A 17,700-nucleotide genomic window follows, 5' to 3' on the forward strand; every position below is an offset into this window, starting at 1 on the left:
GAAGAACCGCTCTGGCGCTGCGGGCCAGAGCGGTATCGACGTTATGCAATCAGGCTGATGATCAACACGATAATCAGACCAACCACGGAGTTCACCAGCTCCAGCAGACCCCAGGTTTTCAGCGTATCCTTCACCGACAGGTCAAAGTAGCCTTTGAACAGCCAGAACGAGGCATCGTTGATATGGGTCAGGGTGTTGGAGCCTGCCGCCGTCGCCAGTACCAGCAACGCCGGATCGACGCCCACCAGTTGACCGGTTGCCGGGTCGAGAATGGCTGCGCTGATAATCCCCGCCGCCGTCATGGCTGAGACCACGCCCTGACCGGTTGCCAGACGAATAAGCACGGTTATCAACCACGCCATGATGTATGGAGAAATATTGCCGTGCGACATCAGCATGCCGATGGTATCGCCGATGCCGGTATCGATAATGGTCTGCTTCAGTACGCCGCCCGCGCCGATGATCAGGATCACCATGGCGATGCTTTTCACCGCGTTTTCAAAGGCGTTCATCACCCACTGCATGTCGTGACCACGCGCGGTACCAAACAGCACGAAGGCGACAATCATGGCGATAAACATCGCAATTGGCGAGGAGCCTAAGAAGTTGACCACTTCCCACGCCTGCGTTCCTTTCACCAGCCAGATGTTGGCGATGGTGGTGGAGATCATGATGATCGCCGGGATCAGCGGAACCAGAATAGAGATGCCGAAAGACGGTAGATTGTTCTGGTCAACCGGTACGTCGGCCTTCATGAATGACGGCGTCGGGCGATCGAGGTTGCCGAGGAACTTCGGCAGGATAATCCCGGCGCAGATCACGCTCGGAATAGTCACCAGAATACCGTAGATGTAGACCATACCCATGTCAGCGCCGTAGGCGTTAACCAGCGCGACCGGACCTGGCTGCGGCGGGAACAGAGAGTGGGCGGTGGTGGCTGCGGCAACGGCAGGAATCGCCAGCTTGAGGAACGGGATCTTCGCTTCTGCGGCAATGACGATCACCAGCGGCGCCAGCATAATAAACGCCACTTCATAGAACATCGCCAGGCCAAAAATCAGACCAATAATGATCACCGACAGCTGTACATAGCGCAGACCGAGTCGCGCCAGCAGCGTATGAGCAATCTGATGCGCCGCGCCGGAATCGACCATCAGCTTACCGATGACTGCCCCGAATACCACGATAATCGCCAACTCACCCAGCGTGCTGCCAAAGCCGGATTTCATGGTGTGCAGCAGCGCCATTAAGTCCATACCCGCCAGCATGCCGACCGAGAGCGCCGCCAGCAGCAGGGCGACCATCGAGTTTATTTTGAATCTTAGATTGAGCACCAGCATCAGACCGATGCCGAATACGACCCACAGAATATTGAGAACATGCATATAACGTCTACCTTTATTGGTTGAACTATTATGACTTTGGTTGAGATGTTATCCGTATTGGTTAACCATTGATGCGATGAATGTCACATTGCGTTACATGTTTACATCTTTACTGCGCTTCCTGGCCGCAAAATGGCGATCTAATCAGCAAAAATCGTGATTTGGTTAACCAATTAATTCCTTCAGGTTGACATGTCATACCAAAAGGAGGAATTTATGTGCCATATCGTCGAGTCCATAACGTAAATGAGGAATAAAAGATGGAACAGACATGGCGCTGGTATGGTCCTAACGATCCGGTCACCTTAGCGGATGTACGTCAGGCGGGTGCCACGGGCGTGGTCACCGCCTTGCACCATATCCCGAACGGGGAAGTGTGGACGGTTGATGAGATCCTAAAACGCAAAGCCATTATTGAGCAGGCGGGCCTGGTCTGGTCGGTCGTCGAAAGCGTACCGATCCACGAAGACATTAAAACCCGTTCTGGTAACTATCAGCAGTGGATCGCCAACTACCAGCAAAGCCTGCGTAACCTGGCCCAGTGCGGCATTCGTACCGTGTGCTACAACTTCATGCCGGTTCTCGACTGGACCCGTACCGACCTGGAATACGTCCTGCCGGACGGCTCCAAAGCGCTGCGTTTTGACCAGATTGAATTCGCCGCCTTTGAGCTGCACATCCTCAAACGTTCGGGCGCGGAAGCGGATTACACCGCCGAAGAGATTGCTCAGGCGAATGAACGCTTCGCCACCATGAGCGATGAAGACAAAGCGCGTCTGACCCGCAATATCATCGCCGGTCTGCCGGGCGCGGAAGAGGGCTATACGCTTGACCAGTTCCGCCAGCATCTTGCGCGTTATAAAGATATCGATAAAGCCGCACTGCGCGAGAACTTTGCCGTCTTCCTGAAAGCAATTATTCCTGTGGCGGAAGAAGCGGGCGTGCGGATGGCGGTACACCCGGACGATCCGCCGCGCCCAATCCTCGGCCTGCCGCGCATTGTTTCCACCGTGGAAGATATGCAATGGATGGTCGATACGGTCAACAGCATGGCGAACGGTTTTACCATGTGCACCGGCTCCTACGGCGTCCGGGCGGACAACGATCTGGTCGACATGATCAAACAGTTTGGCCCACGCATTTACTTCACCCATCTGCGCTCCACGCTGCGTGAAGATAACCCGAAAACCTTCCATGAAGCGGCGCATCTTAACGGCGACGTCGATATGTACGAAGTCGTGAAAGCGATCGTTGAGGAAGAGCAGCGCCGTAAAGCCGAGGGTAAAGAGGACCTGATCCCAATGCGTCCGGACCACGGCCATCAGATGCTTGACGATCTGAAAAAGAAAACCAACCCAGGCTACTCCGCGATTGGTCGCCTGAAAGGGCTGGCGGAAGTGCGTGGCGTTGAGATGGCTATCCAGCGCGCTTTCTTTAGCCGCTAAAGCGAGTTGCCGGTCACCTGTCTGGCCGGCTTTTTCTTTTCTCTTCCGTTGGTCATTCAACGGGTTCTGGAGTTCACGATGACAACGACAATTGCCAATAGCAACCTGCCGGTTGCTCGCCCTGCATGGGACAGCTCGCGCCTGCAATCCCGTATTGTTCACCTGGGATGCGGCGCATTTCACCGCGCGCACCAGGCGCTGTACACCCATCATCTGTTGGAAACCACCGACAGTGACTGGGGGATCTGTGAAGTTAACCTGATGCCGGGTAACGACCGCGTGCTGATTGAAAACCTGCGCAAACAGCAACTGCTGTATACCGTGGCGGAAAAAGGCGCGGACAACACCGTGCTGAAAGTGATTGGCTCGATGAAAGAAGCGTTGCACCCGGAGCTTGACGGCTGTGATGGTATTTTACAGGCTATGGCGCGCCCGCAGACGGCAATTGTCTCGCTGACGGTCACGGAAAAAGGCTACTGCACCGATGCTGCCAGCGGACAGTTAGATCTCAATAACCCGCTGATTAAACACGATCTGGCGAATCCAGGCACGCCGAAATCGGCGATTGGTTACATCGTACAGGCGCTGCATCTGCGTCGTGAGCAAGGGCTTGCGGCCTTTACCGTGATGTCTTGCGATAACGTGCGTGAAAATGGTCATGTGGCGAAAGTCGCGGTGCTGGGTCTGGCGCAGGCGCGCGACCCGCAGCTGGCGCAGTGGATTGAGGCTAACGCCACTTTCCCGTGCACCATGGTCGACCGCATTGTTCCGGCGGCGACGCCAGAAACGTTGCAAGAGATTGCCGACCAGTTGGGCGTGTACGATCCGTGTGCTATCGCCTGTGAGCCATTCCGTCAGTGGGTTATCGAAGATAACTTTGTCAACGGTCGCCCTGACTGGGACAACGTTGGTGCACAGTTCGTTGCCGATGTGGTGCCGTTTGAAATGATGAAACTGCGTATGCTCAACGGCAGCCACTCTTTCCTCGCGTATTTGGGCTATCTCGGCGGTTATGAAACTATCGCTGATACCATGACAAATCCGGCGTACCGCAAAGCGGCGTTCGCGCTGATGATGCAGGAGCAAGCGCCGACGCTGTCGATGCCGGAAGGCACCGATCTTAACGCCTATGCGACGCTGCTCATCGAGCGTTTCAGCAACCCATCACTGCGTCACCGCACCTGGCAGATTGCGATGGACGGCAGCCAGAAATTGCCGCAGCGCCTGCTGGATCCGGTGCGTCTGCATCTGCAAAACGCCAGCGACTGGCGTCACCTGGCGCTGGGCGTGGCGGGCTGGATGCGCTACACCCGTGGCGTGGATGAACAGGGGCAGGCCATTGATGTTGTCGACCCCTTGCTGGCTGAGTTCCAGCGCATTAACCAACAGTTCCAGGGGGCCGAACGCGTGACGGCGCTGCTGGGGCTGAGCGGCATTTTTGGCCATGATCTGGCGGAAAACGCTGATTTTGTGGAGACAATTATCGCGACGTATCAACAGCTGTGTGAACACGGTGCACGCGAGTGCGTTGCGGCGTTAGGCGCTGACGCATAATCCCCGAAGTATGACGGGTCAATCAAAATGCTGATTTGGTTGACCCGTTTTCTGTTTTTGGCTTCCCGCAAATGCTATAGTTCAGGCGAAAAAACGTTTTTTGTAGGCTTGATAAGATGCGTCAGCGTCGCCATCAGCCAACGGCACAGGTGCCGGATGGCAGCGCATGTGCCTTATCCGGCCTACGGATCTGAATTGACGCATCTGACGGACATAACACGATGAAATCGAACACTTCTCAACAAAGACCCTACCAGGAAGTGGGTGCAATGATCCGCGATCTGATTGTCCAGACGCCGTACCAGCCCGGGGAGCGTTTGCCGCCGGAACGTGAAATTGCTGAGATGCTCAACGTCACTCGCACGGTGGTTCGCGAAGCGTTAATTATGCTGGAAATTAAAGGTCTGGTGGACGTGCGTCGCGGCGCCGGGATCTACGTACTCGACAATGCAGATGCGCAGACCATCGACAGTACGGATGTCAATCATTGCAATGACGCGGGCCCGTTTGAGCTGCTGCAGGCGCGACAGCTGCTGGAAAGCAATATCGCCGAATTCGCCGCGCTGCAGGCTACGCGTGAAGATATCGTTAAAATGCGCCAGGCGTTACAGCTGGAAGAGCGGGAGCTGGCCTCCAGCGAAGCGAACGGTTCTGAAAGCGGCGACATGCAGTTCCATCTCGCCATAGCCGAAGCCACGCATAACAGCATGCTGGTGGAGCTGTTTCGCCAGTCATGGCAGTGGCGTGAAAACAACCCGATGTGGATCCAGCTCCATAGCCACCTTGACGATACCCATTACCGTAAAGAGTGGATGGGGGACCACAAACAGATCCTGGCGGCATTAATCAAAAAGGATGCCCGCGCAGCCAAGCTGGCAATGTGGCAGCATCTGGAAAACGTCAAACAGCGCCTGCTGGAGTTTTCAAATGTTGATGACATCGACTTTGATGGTTATCTGTTTGATTCCTGGCCGCTGGATAAAGTTAACGCCTGATTTTCCTTCCTCTCCCATGCGGGCTGTTGCAGCCCGCGCGACACTTTTCAGCACAAAAGTTTATTGCATAACAACGCTTTTTCTCGTCATGAACGTCACGTAAAAAAAAGGTTTCCATCACCTCAGATGATGATTTTTCCTCCGTCGTTACGCGGTGAAAATTGATTTATATCAATTAAAAACAACTTATTTTTGCATGCGAAAAAATGCATTCTTTACCTTATTTTTACCTTTCCGTGCTTATTTTTAGACAAAATGGGCCTGTGTTAAGTGAGAATCAAACTGATTTACGCGGTGGTCAGAGCGAAGCAGCCCGGAATAACAGTGCATAAAAACAGGCGCTTCACGGAAATGTAGACATTAATAACGGCACGTAACTTATTGGCTGTAATAATGTTTTGATTTGAGGTCATGTTTATTGTCAATAGTTCTGGCTTTTTTAATCAAATGAATAAAAGTGAATATATGTAAAGTTAAAATTACACATTATTCTATAATCAAGTTATCTTTCATTTGAAATGCTGTTCCAGTTTTTTGTCCGTTATTAACAGTTTCATTACTATTGTCACTGTATTTTGCCGTTGACATGTTTTTACACTGACTGCATATTTCATCGCCATAAGCGTGTTTGCGTTCAGGAGATGATAATGCCCTCTCGAGATTACCCCGATATTAGAAAGGCCAGGGGTACCCGTTCAAAAGATATGGTTCTTTTAAGTGCCCGTGTCGATACCTCTCTGTGGGAATATGTTCGTACGCTGGCATTTGAAACCCGTAAAAGTAAACAAGATATTATTGCCGAAGCAATAATGTTATATCGCTCTGTTAATGAGAGCGTAAACGAAGAATCCAAGTAATTACTCTCTGTTCGGGTTTTATTTAACCCAAAATGATATGTGTCTTGCCACTTTATTATTACCTTCATTGGTGTGTTAGGGAAGGTGCGAACAAGTTCCTGATATGAGATCATCATATTCATCCGGAGCGCATCCCAGAGGGACATCATGAGCCATCAACTCACCTTCGCCGATAGTGAATTCAGCACTAAGCGCCGTCAGACCCGAAAAGAGATTTTCCTCTCCCGCATGGAGCAGATTCTGCCATGGCAGAATATGACCGCTGTCATCGAGCCGTTTTATCCCAAGGCGGGCAATGGCCGACGGCCCTATCCGCTGGAGACCATGCTGCGTATTCACTGCATGCAGCATTGGTACAACCTGAGCGACGGTGCCATGGAAGATGCCCTGTACGAAATCGCCTCCATGCGCCTGTTTGCCCGATTATCCCTGGATAGCGCCCTGCCGGATCGCACCACCATCATGAATTTCCGCCACCTGCTCGAGCAGCATCAACTGGCCCGTCAATTGTTCAAGACCATCAATCGCTGGCTGGCCGAAGCAGGCGTCATGATGACCCAAGGCACTTTGGTGGATGCCACCATCATTGAGGCACCCAGCTCTACCAAGAACAAAGAGCAGCAACGCGATCCGGAGATGCATCAGACCAAGAAAGGCAATCAGTGGCACTTTGGCATGAAGGCCCACATTGGTGTCGATGCCAAGAGTGGCCTGACCCACAGCCTAGTCACCACCGCGGCCAACGAGCATGACCTCAATCAGCTGGGTAATCTGCTTCATGGAGAGGAGCAATTTGTCTCAGCCGATGCCGGCTACCAAGGAGCGCCACAGCGCGAGGAGCTGGCCGAGGTGGATGTGGACTGGCTGATCGCCGAGCGTCCCGGCAGGGTAAAAACCTTGAAGCAGCATCCGCGCAAGAACAAAACGGCCATCAACATCGAATACATGAAAGCCAGCATCCGTGCCAGGGGGGAGCACCCGTTTCGCATCATCAAGCGGCAGTTCGGCTTCGTGAAAGCCAGATACAAGGGGCTGCTGAAAAACGATAACCAACTGGCGATGTTATTCACCCTGGCCAACCTGTTTCGGGTGGACCAAATGATACGTCAGTGGGAGAGATCTCAGTAAAAACCGGAAATAACGCCAGAAATGGTGGAAAAAATAGCCTAAATAGGCTGATTCGATGTGTTTGCGGGAAAAAAATCGGCCCAGATCCGCGAAATTTTAATCAGCGAGTCAGCTTGGGAAGAAATGACCTACTTATTCGCACCTTCCCTAGCATAAAAGGCGTCTTAGTTAAGACGCCTTTTTTAGCTCTGCCGTGTTTAAACTGGCTGACTCTCTTTGACCTGTCCACCGCTAAACAGCCATTGCCAGATGCCCACTTTTACCCATGCGACCACGCAGAGAATCAGGTAAAAAAGTGGATTATGCGTAATGGTAACGTACATGATCTCCATTAAATCCACATGCAAATTACCGGCAATTGCCATATTGATAACAAAAATTGAGGCTACCGCGCTGGCCAGTAAAATAAATACGGCCTGAAGCTGGGTTATCTCTGGTAACCTGCCAGAGGCCCATTGCCATAAAAATGTTGTTGTTAACAGGAATATAAGAAACAATCCTAACGCGCCAAACAGGCCAAAGTCTTTATAATCCTTTAGCGTGCCAATTAAACCCACCAAAATAATTAACCCCAGTAGTATTTTTTTAAACCATGACATGTACTTTTCCCGAAGATAGTGTTGATGCTGAGTTAATATGTCCATTTTTACGCATTTTAAATTGAGTTTATAAATGAACAGCCGGGGATTATAAATTGTCTGGCGGGTAATTGCCGATTATTTGTGGTTTATTAAATGTTGACATTTGATTGCGGACTAATCCTAAGATACCTGTTTATAAGGTTGTCGATTATACCCTTTTGGGGGAGGCGAAACGCTGTTTGTATAATTGTGCGAGGCTGATGAGTGCCGCAATAAACAAGGCGACGGCACCGCATAGCGTGGCGTTAACGATCGCTTGAGCGCCGCTTCCCAGCAGGCTGGTTAAGAGCGGCCCGAGTATTTGCCCAATGCCGTAAGTCAGGGTGACCAGGCCCAGCAGATTAATATTGCGCGGTACGCTAAGTTGACGGGCGAGCGGCATGACCAGCGAAGTGGTCCCCATAAACGTTGCGCCAAAACCCACGCTGCTTATCACCAGCAGCGGCAAGGAGTCGCTGGCGAGCGTCATGACCACGCAGCCGCTTTGGATCAGTAAATTCGCCGTCAGGCATTGCAACACCCCCCAGCGTCGGGCAGCCCACAGCCAGGCGAAACAACCCGGAATAATCGATATGCCGACCAACGACCAGAGATGGGCCGTCAGCAGCGGCGACCCGGCACTTTTCGCCATCAGTGGCAGGTATGTAGCGACAATGATGTAGCCAAATCCGGCCAACCCATACAGTAGCGCCAGCAGCCACCAGGACATAGGCTGATGCTCTGTTTTTACCGGTGTGGCGGCGGGGAGCGCATGGTCGCGAGATGGCAGGAGCATAACGAGTAGCACAAAGAACAGCGCGGAGGCTGCCGCTGCCCCCAGCCAGAGCGTGTGCGATGACAGCGCAAAATGCAGACCGCTGATGACATATTCATTGCCCAGCAAAATGCCTGCGCCAACGCCGGAGAACAATGCGGCGATCACGAAGGGATGCCGGGTATGATGCAGGACGATCATCGAACCAAAGATCATCATACCGGCACTGGCGACGCCTGCCAGAAAACGGATCAGCATCACCAGCGTGGGCTGCTTAACGCTTGCCATTGCCAGAATCAATCCTGCGGTAGCGAGCGCAGAAGTTAACAACATCGGGCGTAAACGTGAGGGAAGATGGAAGAGCCCGAAGGAGAAGAGCAGGCTTCCCGCCAGATATCCGGCGTAGTTGGCGCTGGCAATCCAGGAGAGCTGGTCAAACGTAAACTGACCTTCCGACAGCAGTACCGGGAGCATCGGCGTATACAGAAAGCGCCCAATTCCCATGCCCAGCGTTAAGACCAGCATGCCAAAGAGCGCGACGCTGATGGCATGACGATTTGAATCGGGGCTTCCCTCGGACATACGGACTCTCATTTCACGCTGTTAGGTTGATAATTGTTATATTACATGTGCAAATGATAATGAAAAGTAAAATAAAAATAGGCGTTTTACTTTCTCCTTAAAAATTCGCCAGCGTCAGCAGGGAAGGAATTTGCGACAACAGATATAACACCAGCCCAATAGAACCGCCGACCAGCGTGCCGTTGATGCGGATAAACTGTAAATCTTTGCCGATGTTTAGCTCAATTTGCTGCGACATATCGCGCGCATCCCAGCTTTTCACCGTGTCGCTGATGTGGCGCGTCAGGAAGGTGGCGAACTCCGGCGCAACTTTATACGCGGCCTGCTCCAGATGCCCATTCAGTGAGGCGCGCAGGGCGCTGTCGGCAACCAGTGTTTCGCCGAACCACTGTCCGGCGCTGGCGATGCGCTGCTTCACGCGCGAATCGTCAGCGTTAATGTCGGTTTTCACCCACTGGCGCAGGTCTGCCCACAGTTCGCCAAGATAACGGTTGAAGGCTTCGTCTTCCTTCAGATAGTTTTTCATGCTTTCGGCCCGCGCGGCCATCTCCGGATCGTGTTTGAGCTTATCGATTAGCTTAAACGTGGCGCGATCGAAGGCGTGGCGGATCTGATGCGCCCGATCGTGGCTGATGTCATCCAGTAAGGAATTAACGGCATCAGACACCAGTTCGGCGCTGTGCTCGCCCAGCCATTCAGTCGGCAGGATCTTCGCTTTCAGCGGATGCTCGGTCTCCAGCCAGTGCACGATCTGTCGGGCGATAAACGCCCGCGAGCTGTCGCGCTGGAGCAGGGCGATAAGTTGGGCGATCAATGTGTCGAGCAACACCTGATGGCGATTGTTTTTGGTCATGCTTTCCAGCATCAGCGCGCTGGTACCGGAGAGATCGACCTTGTCGATGGCTTTGTGCACCGCCCGCTTGATCAGCCGCTGAATGCGGGCGTCGTCGGTGAGTTCGAGAAAACCGCTCATTATTTGCAGCAGATGCTGGCCAATTCGCTGGGCGTTTTCCGGCTGGCTGAACCAGTTACCGATCAACAACGCCGGTTCATGGCGGCGGATCAGGGCGATCAGGGACTGGGTGTCGAGAAATTTTTCCTGCACAAACTGACCGAGATTCTCCCCGATCCGATCCTTATTGCGCGGGATAATCGCCGTATGTTGCGAGATGAACGGGATTGGTACCCGACGAAAAAGCGCCACCACGGCGAACCAGTCCGCCAGCGCGCCGACCATCGCCGCTTCGGCGATCGCTTTGATCCCGAGCACCCAGAAGTTAGGCGGCAGAAACAGCGTGATGACGAAGGTAGCGGCGGCAATCAGCAGCAATGAGAGCGCCAGTCGCTTGGCGCGTTTGAGTTCAGCAATTTTATTCATAGGCTTAAGGATAGAGCCAGACGGGGGGATCGCGCAAAAAATGTGGAGCGCCTCCCATTTTCAGACGAGCAAAGCTTACTCCGGGATCCAGTTGTCCCAGGCGGGTAAGGGGCCGAGTTCCGCCACCAGAAAATCGATAAACGATCGCACCTTCGGATTGCTGTACTTACTGGGAAAATAGAGCGCATACAGAGCGTGGGTTTCGCAGGTGATGGTGCCGTCGAGCATCAGCGGCGTTATCTCTTCTTTTTGAATATGATCGCCAATCAGATAGGTGGGCAAATACGCCACTCCCTGATCTTCTAACACCGATTTCAGCAATACCAGACTGCTGTTGGCCTGGATAGGCATATGCAGTTTTAACTGATGCAGACGATCCTGTTCATCCGCCACCTTCAGCACTGGCGTGAGACCTGGGTAAACCAGGCAATCATGATTGACCAGATCGCTACGACGCTGGGGCATGCCTTTTTTGGCAAGGTAGCCGGGTGAGGCGCAGTACGCCCAGCGGACAGGCACCAGCTTGCGCATTGCGTAGTTCTGCGGTGGTGCGGTGGAGATTCGCAGGGCGATGTCGAAATCTGTTTCGTTCAGATTCACGAAGTTATCGTTGAGATCGATATACAGATTCACATCTGGGAACTGGGAACGATATTTATCCACCAGGTTCACCAGCCGGGAATAACCAAACGCAATTGAGCAGGTTATGCGTAATTCACCCTGCGGGCTGTGGTAATAACCGGAGGTGGTATTCAGCGTTTCATCGAATTCTTTCAAAAGCTTATTGGCGCGGTTAAAGAGATATTGCCCGGCATCGGTCAGGGTAATACTGCGGGTGGTACGTTTAATTAATGTCGTGCCTAACGTATCTTCCATTGCCGCCAGGCTTTTGCTGACCGCAGATGGCGAGACGTTGAGCTGCGCCGCGGCTTCTGACAATCCTCCGCAGTCGACGATTTTAATGAAAAACTCCAGATGCTTGAGTGAAATCGGCGTACTCATAGTTTCCTTTTATTCACAAGTGATTTGCAAAAACGGTACGAATAGGCCGTTACATTCGCGTTTTAAACATGCAACTATTGAATCACAGGAAACAACTTGCTGGCAAAATGAAAAAATAACAACTTAGGTGAGTTACGTCACAAAATAAAAGGAGGCGAAACGGAAACTCATCACATTGTGAATTTAATCTCATTAAATATTATTCTAAAGGTACCGATTATGTGGTCACGACTCGAACCCTACAGATCGTCGATTATTTTATTAGTTGCTCTGGTGATTGGCGGCTTATTAGGTATTTATGCCCCCTCGTTTGCAAGTAAACTCCAGCCAATCGGCCAGATATTCTTAAATCTGCTATTTATGATTATTGTGCCGCTGGTGGGGATCAGCGTCATGTCTTCGATCGCCAGTATGACCGACCTGAAAAGGCTGGGGCGCATTATGGCGATTATCTTTATTGTTTCGATCGCGATGGCCTTTATTCCGGCCGCCGGGATCGTTGCGCTGGCGCTATGGTATAACCCGGCGCAGGGCGTCACTATCGATCTTTCGCAGTCGGTGCAGGCGGGCAGCGGTAAGATGGATTTTGTCAGCATGATCACGACCAGCGACTTTATCGGACTGTTTTCTAAGTCCAATATTCTGGCGCTGATTGTGATGGCGATTATTGCTGGTGTGGCGATTGGTCAATCGGATCAGGCCGGTAAGCGTATTGCGTCGTTGCTGGAAGATGCCAATACCGTGATCATGAAGATCGTTTCGATCATTATGAAGGTCGCACCGATTGGCCTGGGCTGCTATTTCGCTGCCACTATGGCCAGTCAGGACTCTGCACTGCTGCTGACCTTTGCTCGCGCCATCGGCCTGTTCATGGTGGCCACGCTGGTCTACTTTGTTTTTGGCTCGATTCTCTATTCGTATATTGGCGGCGGGATTCCGGCGGTCAAAGCTTTCTGGCGTAATGCGATTGAACCGTCTGCGACTGCGCTGGGAACCTGCTCTTCGCTGGGGACTCTCCCGGTAACGCTGCGTGCCGGTAAGGCGATGGGGATTAACCCGGAAATCGTTGATGTCTCCATTCCGCTACTGGTTAACCTGAACAAAGGTGGCGTGGCGATGATTGCCGCGCTGAAAATTGTCTTTATCTATTCCGTGCTGGGCATGGAGTTCACCACCGAGACCTTCTTCCTGACCATGCTGATTGCGGTGCTCTCCGCCATTATCGTCGGCGGCGTACCGGGCGGGGCATTCCTCGGTGAAATCTTTATCGTCACTACGCTGGGCCTGCCAATGGAAGCGATCCCGATGTTGGTAGTGCTGGGCACGATTACCGATGCGCCTGCCACACTGATTAACGTTATCCATGATTTGAATGCGGCGCAGATTGTTGAACGGTTCGCTGGAAAAAAGCAGACCAACACTGAAATAAACTCTACTGCTGCGGTGGTATAGGTTTCACACGGATTAAGAACAGGAGATGTTATGAAAGACGTAATGAAGCTTGAGACGCAATTGGTTGTTGCGGGTCGCGACAAACGCTACACCCAGGGAGCGGTGAATCCGGTTATCCAGCGCGCCTCTTCGCTGGTGTTTGATACCGTGAAAGACAAAAAATTTGCCACCGCCAATCGCGCAAATGGCGAGCTGTTTTACGGTCGTCGCGGAACCTACACCCACTTTGCCTTCCAGAAGGCAATGAGCGAACTGGAAGGCGGCGTTGGCTGCGCGCTTTACCCGTGCGGCGCTGCGGCGGTGACCAATGCGATTCTGGCGTTTGTTCAGGGTGGCGATCATATTTTGATGACGGGCGCGGCCTACGAGCCAACCCAGGATTTTTGCAATAAGATCCTGAGTAAATTCAATGTGGAAACAACGTATTACGATCCGTTGATTGGTGCTGGTATCGTTGATCTTCTGCGTCCGGAAACGAAAGTTGTATTCCTCGAATCGCCAAGTTCGATCACCATGGAAGTCCAGGATGTACCGGGGATGGTGAAAGCTATCCGCGCGGTTAATCCGGAGATTGTCATTATGATCGACAACACCTGGGCGGCGGGTGTGCTGTTCAAAGCGCTGGAATATGGCGTGGATATTTCCATTCAGGCGGGAACGAAGTACACCATCGGTCATTCGGACGGCATGCTGGGCACGGCGGTGTCCAACGCGCGTTGTTGGGATCGTCTACGCGAGAACTCCTATTTGATGGGACAAACGCTGGATGCCGATACGGCCTACAACGGCAGCCGTGGATTGCGCACCCTGGCGGTACGTCTTAAGCAGCATCAGGAGAGCAGCATCCATATTGCCCGCTGGCTGTCGGCAAGGCCGGAAGTGGCGCGGGTGAATCATCCGGCATTACCGGAATGCCCGGGGCACGAGTATTTTCAGCGTGACTTTGCCGGAAGCTCAGGCCTGTTCTCGTTTGTGCTGAAAAAGAGACTGACCGACGAGCAGATGGCGAATTTCCTCGATAACTTCTCGCTGTTCCATATGGCCTATTCGTGGGGCGGATTTGAGTCGCTTATTCTGGCGAATCAGCCAGAAGAGCTGAACAGCATTCGCCCAGCCGGAGAGGTGGATTTCAGCGGCACCCTGGTCAGGGTGCATATTGGCCTTGAGGATATTGGCGACCTGATTGCCGATCTGGAAGCAGGGTTTGCGCGCATTGCTTAAGATAATGTGATGGTTGCCGGATGCGGCGCAGGCGCCTTATCCGGCCTATCACTACGACATAGGCCGGATAAGCGTCAGTGCCATCCGGCAGGTTAGTTTTCAGTGGCTAACGTTGTTGTTTCATGCTGGCGAACCCGTTTCAGTAAGCCTGCCAGGGTAAAGACGACAGCAATACCCGCCGCAACCGCCAACAGATGAAACGAAATCCTGCCGCCGTTAAACCACAGCCAACGTCCGATTTCGACAGAAACCGCCATCACCGTCAGGATGACCATATTCAGCGACGCCGAGACCGTACCCTTCGGTAAGTTGTTGGAAAACAGCGTAAAGCGGAACAGCGTCGGAAAGATCATACCAATGCCAAACGCATACAGGCTGGTTCCCAGCACCGACCACAACCAGACGTGCGGCCACAGCAAATTGCCGGCAATCAGCACCGCCAGTCCGCTCAGTTGAATGGGTGCCGCCCGCCAGATAAAACGTGGCTGGGTTGGATCCTTCACAAAACGAACAACCACCATATTGGCGACGATCACCGCGCCAAACACCGGTGCCTGCGCCCAGGCGAACTCTGATGTGCTCATACCGCCAGCGTCGATCAGGATCACCGGCGAGACCGCCACCCAGCTCATCATCGGGATATAGCTTAGCGACAGCGTGGCTGCGCCAAACAAGAACACCCGGTTGCGGAAAACGTCGCGGAAATCACGCAGTACGCCGCGTGCACTGAACGGCACCGCGCCGCGCTTAACGGTTTCCGGCATTGCTAACGCTAGCCCTATCAGGGCGATAAGCCCCATGGCGGCGATAATGGCAAACAGGACTTTCCAGTGTACAAAGTGCATCAGCGCTGCGCCGGAGAGCGGGCCGATAACTGGCGCAACCAGCACAATGGAGGTGATTATCGCCATTAACTTAATGGCCTTCGTTTGCCCAAACGCCTCCTGAACCGTGACATAGCCAACGGTAGCGATAAAGCAGATGCTGGTGCCCTGTACAAATCGGGCGACCAGAAATTGCGTCATTGAGGTGGTCAATAGCGTGGCAGCGCAGGCGAGCGTAAAAATTAACGCCCCCGCAATCAGCACCGGTCGACGGCCAATCCGGTCGGAGAGCGGTCCCAGCAGCCATTGCAGCGCCATGCCGCCAGCCAGATAGAGGCTCACCGCAGCGGGGGCCAGGCTGACGTCGGCGTTGAAATCACGCACCACATTGATGATGCCTGGCTGGATCAGGTCCGTCGACAGATAAGCGGCGAAGTCATATAAAATCAACGCGACAGGAAAAAATAGCGTCGTGGTGCGTTGGGAGAAAAACGCGAGAATCCGTTGCATAAAACAGCTCCTTTTCGGGAGAAAACCCTCAACGGGAATAGCGAAATTCAATACCGTCTTTGAGACGTCAGACCGATGACAGAAAAAAGCAGACTGCAAATGTACTGAATTTCATGTAATCAAAAACGCTGCCTGCGCGAGGCGCAAACAGGAGAAACGTTTTCAGACTCGGGTCAGAAAACGTAACGATTACAGGTAACAATCAGCACATCGCACCTCGGGAAGAATTGGTTGAATGGATAATAGCCACCCAAAGTGTAATGCGGATTGGATATTAATTAAACGAGTTTATCCGCTTTATTTGCAGAAAATCGTCACGCTTATCAGAAAGTGACGCTCTGCAGAAAACGCAGCGCGATCGCACTGCCGAAGACGATCAGCACGCCGCCGGCGATACGCTCAATCCACACGATCCCTCGGGTTAACCGTCGCTGGATCTGCGGTAAGCCGATGAACATCACGATCAGCAGATCCCAGAACAACACCACGCTGGTCATCCAGATCCCGCTCATGGTTTGTTGCAGCAGCGTCACCGACGGGCCGAGCAGGGCGGTCATCAGCGCCAGATAGAACAGCGCATTTTTTGGGTTGAGCAACGACGAACCTAATCCCAGCAGCAGCTGTTTGCCAAATCCTGGACAGGTAGACTGGGCGTCTGCTCCGGTCAGGGTTTGCGGGCGGCTGCGTATCAGTAGGCTGCCAATCCATAATAAATAGAGCGCGCCCAGCAGCTCAATAACCGTAAACAGCAGGGGAAGCTGGCGCAGGATCCCCCAACCAATAATCGCCAGCAGGATATACAGCCCGTTGCCGATGGCGATCCCCACGCACAGCCCGGCGCTGCCGCGCATCCGGTAACGTACGGCGTAACCGACCAGTAAAAAGAAGTCCGGCCCTGGGCTGAGTAGTGCAACAAAATGCGCCAGCGCCAGCGCGGGAAAAGCAGACGGAAAAAGTTCAGCAAGCAGCGACATAGCGACCTCAGAAAATGAAACAGAGATCAGCGTACGCCTGACGCAACGCTAATTATTGTCTGATATTGATCGTCCCAGTGCGTACTGGCGCGGTGTGGCTGCTGTGTAGCGAACAAAGGTGCGATGGAAATGGCTCTGGTCGGCAAACCCGCTCTGGTAGCCGACATCGACAATCTCGTCCCCGGCCCGTAGCCGCTGACGGGCATAGTCAATCCTCACGATGTTCAGATAATTTCCCGGCGTCAGCCCGGTGTCCTGCTTAAAGGTCCGAATCAGCGTCTCTTTACGCATGTGACACTCATCTGCCAGCTCATCCAGCGAGGGTGGGGAGAGCAGACTGGACTGCAACCGCTCGCGCAGATACTGGCTGGTGACGCTTAGGTTTTCCGGTGTTACCGACTGCAATGGCAGCGAGCGCAGCAATGCTTGTGCGGCATCAGTTATCTGCGTCGTTTGCCGTTGCGGCATGAGCGCCACAAGGTGCATGTAGCACTGGAATAATTGCGGATCGCGGATAACAGGAGTGCGCGTGCAAAGCCGTTGATTGCTGTTCAGCGCTGGCAGATGGGCAAGGCACCACCGGGCATCAAGATAAAGCATGTGATAGCTGCGAAATTGCCCGTTGACGGGATTACAGCTGTGAGGTGCCAGTGGTGGGATCACAATGAGATCGCCCACCTTCAGATGGTATTCCTTGTCATCGCACAGGCAGCAGGTTCCTCCCTCGAGAATTGCCCCAATCGAGAGCTGAGAGTGGTGATGGCGCTTATAGGCCTGCTGACTTTGCCAGGTGCTGCGAAGCTCCAGCCACGGCAGTTGCTCATCACGCCAGAACGATTGTGGAATATCTCGGGTATGCGTCACATCGTGTCCTCCATGAAAGTGATGATTTGTTATAGCACAGGCCCTGCGGTGAAAAAGCGGGAATGTGCATTGAGGTCGTGATTCTGCGTGATACGTTCCAGACAAATGCAGACGTTACAAAGGGGCGTTTTTAT

The 17,700-nt window shown here is 53.0% G+C and carries 15 protein-coding genes; 7 read left to right on the forward strand and 8 right to left on the reverse strand.

Annotation, left to right across the window (positions count from 1 at the left end; genetic code table 11):
• Nucleotides 1–41: 41 nt before the first annotated feature.
• Nucleotides 42–1,385 (reverse strand): gluconate permease GntP, encoded by a 1,344-nt coding sequence (gntP, locus tag HV334_RS03165; protein ID WP_047500807.1) that lies wholly within the window; start codon nt 1,383–1,385, stop codon nt 42–44.
• A 260-nt stretch (nt 1,386–1,645) separates the two neighbouring features.
• On the opposite strand from gntP, the gene uxuA reads away from it, so the two are divergent.
• The 5 genes from uxuA (at nt 1,646) to HV334_RS03190 (ending at nt 7,364) form a co-directional block, all read left to right on the forward strand.
• Nucleotides 1,646–2,830: a mannonate dehydratase gene (uxuA, locus tag HV334_RS03170; RefSeq protein ID WP_016151555.1), complete on the forward strand. Its 1,185-nt coding sequence runs from the start codon at nt 1,646–1,648 to the stop codon at nt 2,828–2,830.
• A 78-nt stretch (nt 2,831–2,908) separates the two neighbouring features.
• A complete protein-coding gene (locus tag HV334_RS03175) occupies nt 2,909–4,384 on the forward strand; it encodes a fructuronate reductase (RefSeq protein WP_181221168.1) in 1,476 nt (491 codons plus the stop codon).
• Between the two features lie 221 nt (nt 4,385–4,605).
• Entirely contained in the window at nt 4,606–5,379 is a 774-nt protein-coding gene (uxuR, locus tag HV334_RS03180) for a Uxu operon transcriptional regulator (RefSeq protein WP_029139754.1), read from the forward strand.
• Between the two features lie 647 nt (nt 5,380–6,026).
• Nucleotides 6,027–6,236: a hypothetical protein gene (locus HV334_RS03185; RefSeq protein ID WP_016151558.1), complete on the forward strand. Its 210-nt coding sequence runs from the start codon at nt 6,027–6,029 to the stop codon at nt 6,234–6,236.
• Nucleotides 6,237–6,383: 147 nt separating this feature from the next.
• Nucleotides 6,384–7,364, forward strand: coding sequence for an IS5-like element ISKpn26 family transposase (locus HV334_RS03190; protein WP_020899206.1), 981 nt, complete (start codon nt 6,384–6,386; stop codon nt 7,362–7,364).
• A gap of 197 nt (nt 7,365–7,561) precedes the next feature.
• On the opposite strand, the gene HV334_RS03195 is transcribed toward HV334_RS03190, so the two are convergent.
• The 4 genes from HV334_RS03195 to HV334_RS03210 all read right to left on the reverse strand — a co-directional run bounded on the left by HV334_RS03195 (nt 7,562) and on the right by HV334_RS03210 (nt 11,721).
• Complete coding sequence (locus HV334_RS03195; protein ID WP_131405567.1) at nt 7,562–7,963, reverse strand: hypothetical protein; 402 nt, start codon at nt 7,961–7,963, stop codon at nt 7,562–7,564.
• A 190-nt stretch (nt 7,964–8,153) separates the two neighbouring features.
• Nucleotides 8,154–9,341: an MFS transporter gene (locus HV334_RS03200; protein WP_181221169.1), complete on the reverse strand. Its 1,188-nt coding sequence runs from the start codon at nt 9,339–9,341 to the stop codon at nt 8,154–8,156.
• A gap of 97 nt (nt 9,342–9,438) precedes the next feature.
• Nucleotides 9,439–10,719 carry a DUF445 domain-containing protein gene (locus HV334_RS03205; RefSeq protein WP_181221170.1) on the reverse strand — a complete coding sequence of 427 codons (1,281 nt, stop codon included), beginning with the start codon at nt 10,717–10,719 and terminating at the stop codon, nt 9,439–9,441.
• A 75-nt stretch (nt 10,720–10,794) separates the two neighbouring features.
• Nucleotides 10,795–11,721 carry a LysR family transcriptional regulator gene (locus tag HV334_RS03210; protein ID WP_016151563.1) on the reverse strand — a complete coding sequence of 309 codons (927 nt, stop codon included), beginning with the start codon at nt 11,719–11,721 and terminating at the stop codon, nt 10,795–10,797.
• Between the two features lie 219 nt (nt 11,722–11,940).
• Here HV334_RS03210 and HV334_RS03215 point away from each other — a divergent pair, with 219 nt between their 5' ends.
• Together HV334_RS03215 and metC are read left to right on the forward strand one after the other, a co-directional pair.
• Nucleotides 11,941–13,173: a dicarboxylate/amino acid:cation symporter gene (locus tag HV334_RS03215; RefSeq protein ID WP_003019196.1), complete on the forward strand. Its 1,233-nt coding sequence runs from the start codon at nt 11,941–11,943 to the stop codon at nt 13,171–13,173.
• Between the two features lie 30 nt (nt 13,174–13,203).
• Complete coding sequence (gene metC, locus HV334_RS03220) at nt 13,204–14,394, forward strand: cystathionine beta-lyase (RefSeq protein WP_049282575.1); 1,191 nt, start codon at nt 13,204–13,206, stop codon at nt 14,392–14,394.
• 92 nt (nt 14,395–14,486) lie between these two features.
• Here metC and mdtM read toward each other — a convergent pair whose 3' ends face one another.
• From mdtM to HV334_RS03235, 3 genes are all read right to left on the reverse strand, one after another.
• Nucleotides 14,487–15,728 carry a multidrug efflux MFS transporter MdtM gene (gene mdtM, locus HV334_RS03225; RefSeq protein WP_016151565.1) on the reverse strand — a complete coding sequence of 414 codons (1,242 nt, stop codon included), beginning with the start codon at nt 15,726–15,728 and terminating at the stop codon, nt 14,487–14,489.
• Nucleotides 15,729–16,051: 323 nt separating this feature from the next.
• Nucleotides 16,052–16,702 carry a LysE family translocator gene (locus tag HV334_RS03230; RefSeq protein WP_046275092.1) on the reverse strand — a complete coding sequence of 217 codons (651 nt, stop codon included), beginning with the start codon at nt 16,700–16,702 and terminating at the stop codon, nt 16,052–16,054.
• Nucleotides 16,703–16,750: 48 nt separating this feature from the next.
• The gene (locus tag HV334_RS03235; RefSeq protein WP_047500790.1) at nt 16,751–17,566 is read right to left on the reverse strand and encodes an AraC family transcriptional regulator; all 816 of its coding nucleotides are present in this window, start codon (nt 17,564–17,566) and stop codon (nt 16,751–16,753) included.
• Nucleotides 17,567–17,700: the final 134 nt, after the last annotated feature.

The sequence above is a fragment of the Citrobacter sp. RHBSTW-00944 genome (assembly GCF_013615435.1).
Lineage (GTDB): Bacteria > Pseudomonadota > Gammaproteobacteria > Enterobacterales > Enterobacteriaceae > Citrobacter > Citrobacter braakii.

Excerpts from the sequence above, each read along its gene's own strand:
- gntP (WP_047500807.1), bottom strand. The coding sequence starts at position 1,385 with ATGCATGTTCTCAATATTCTGTGGGTCGTATTCGGCATCGGTCTGATG.
- uxuA (WP_016151555.1), top strand. The coding sequence starts at position 1,646 with ATGGAACAGACATGGCGCTGGTATGGTCCTAACGATCCGGTCACCTTA.
- HV334_RS03175 (WP_181221168.1), top strand. The coding sequence starts at position 2,909 with ATGACAACGACAATTGCCAATAGCAACCTGCCGGTTGCTCGCCCTGCA.
- uxuR (WP_029139754.1), top strand. The coding sequence starts at position 4,606 with ATGAAATCGAACACTTCTCAACAAAGACCCTACCAGGAAGTGGGTGCA.
- HV334_RS03185 (WP_016151558.1), top strand. The coding sequence starts at position 6,027 with ATGCCCTCTCGAGATTACCCCGATATTAGAAAGGCCAGGGGTACCCGT.
- HV334_RS03190 (WP_020899206.1), top strand. The coding sequence starts at position 6,384 with ATGAGCCATCAACTCACCTTCGCCGATAGTGAATTCAGCACTAAGCGC.
- HV334_RS03195 (WP_131405567.1), bottom strand. The coding sequence starts at position 7,963 with ATGTCATGGTTTAAAAAAATACTACTGGGGTTAATTATTTTGGTGGGT.
- HV334_RS03200 (WP_181221169.1), bottom strand. The coding sequence starts at position 9,341 with ATGTCCGAGGGAAGCCCCGATTCAAATCGTCATGCCATCAGCGTCGCG.
- HV334_RS03205 (WP_181221170.1), bottom strand. The coding sequence starts at position 10,719 with ATGAATAAAATTGCTGAACTCAAACGCGCCAAGCGACTGGCGCTCTCA.
- HV334_RS03210 (WP_016151563.1), bottom strand. The coding sequence starts at position 11,721 with ATGAGTACGCCGATTTCACTCAAGCATCTGGAGTTTTTCATTAAAATC.
- HV334_RS03215 (WP_003019196.1), top strand. The coding sequence starts at position 11,941 with ATGTGGTCACGACTCGAACCCTACAGATCGTCGATTATTTTATTAGTT.
- metC (WP_049282575.1), top strand. The coding sequence starts at position 13,204 with ATGAAAGACGTAATGAAGCTTGAGACGCAATTGGTTGTTGCGGGTCGC.
- mdtM (WP_016151565.1), bottom strand. The coding sequence starts at position 15,728 with ATGCAACGGATTCTCGCGTTTTTCTCCCAACGCACCACGACGCTATTT.
- HV334_RS03230 (WP_046275092.1), bottom strand. The coding sequence starts at position 16,702 with ATGTCGCTGCTTGCTGAACTTTTTCCGTCTGCTTTTCCCGCGCTGGCG.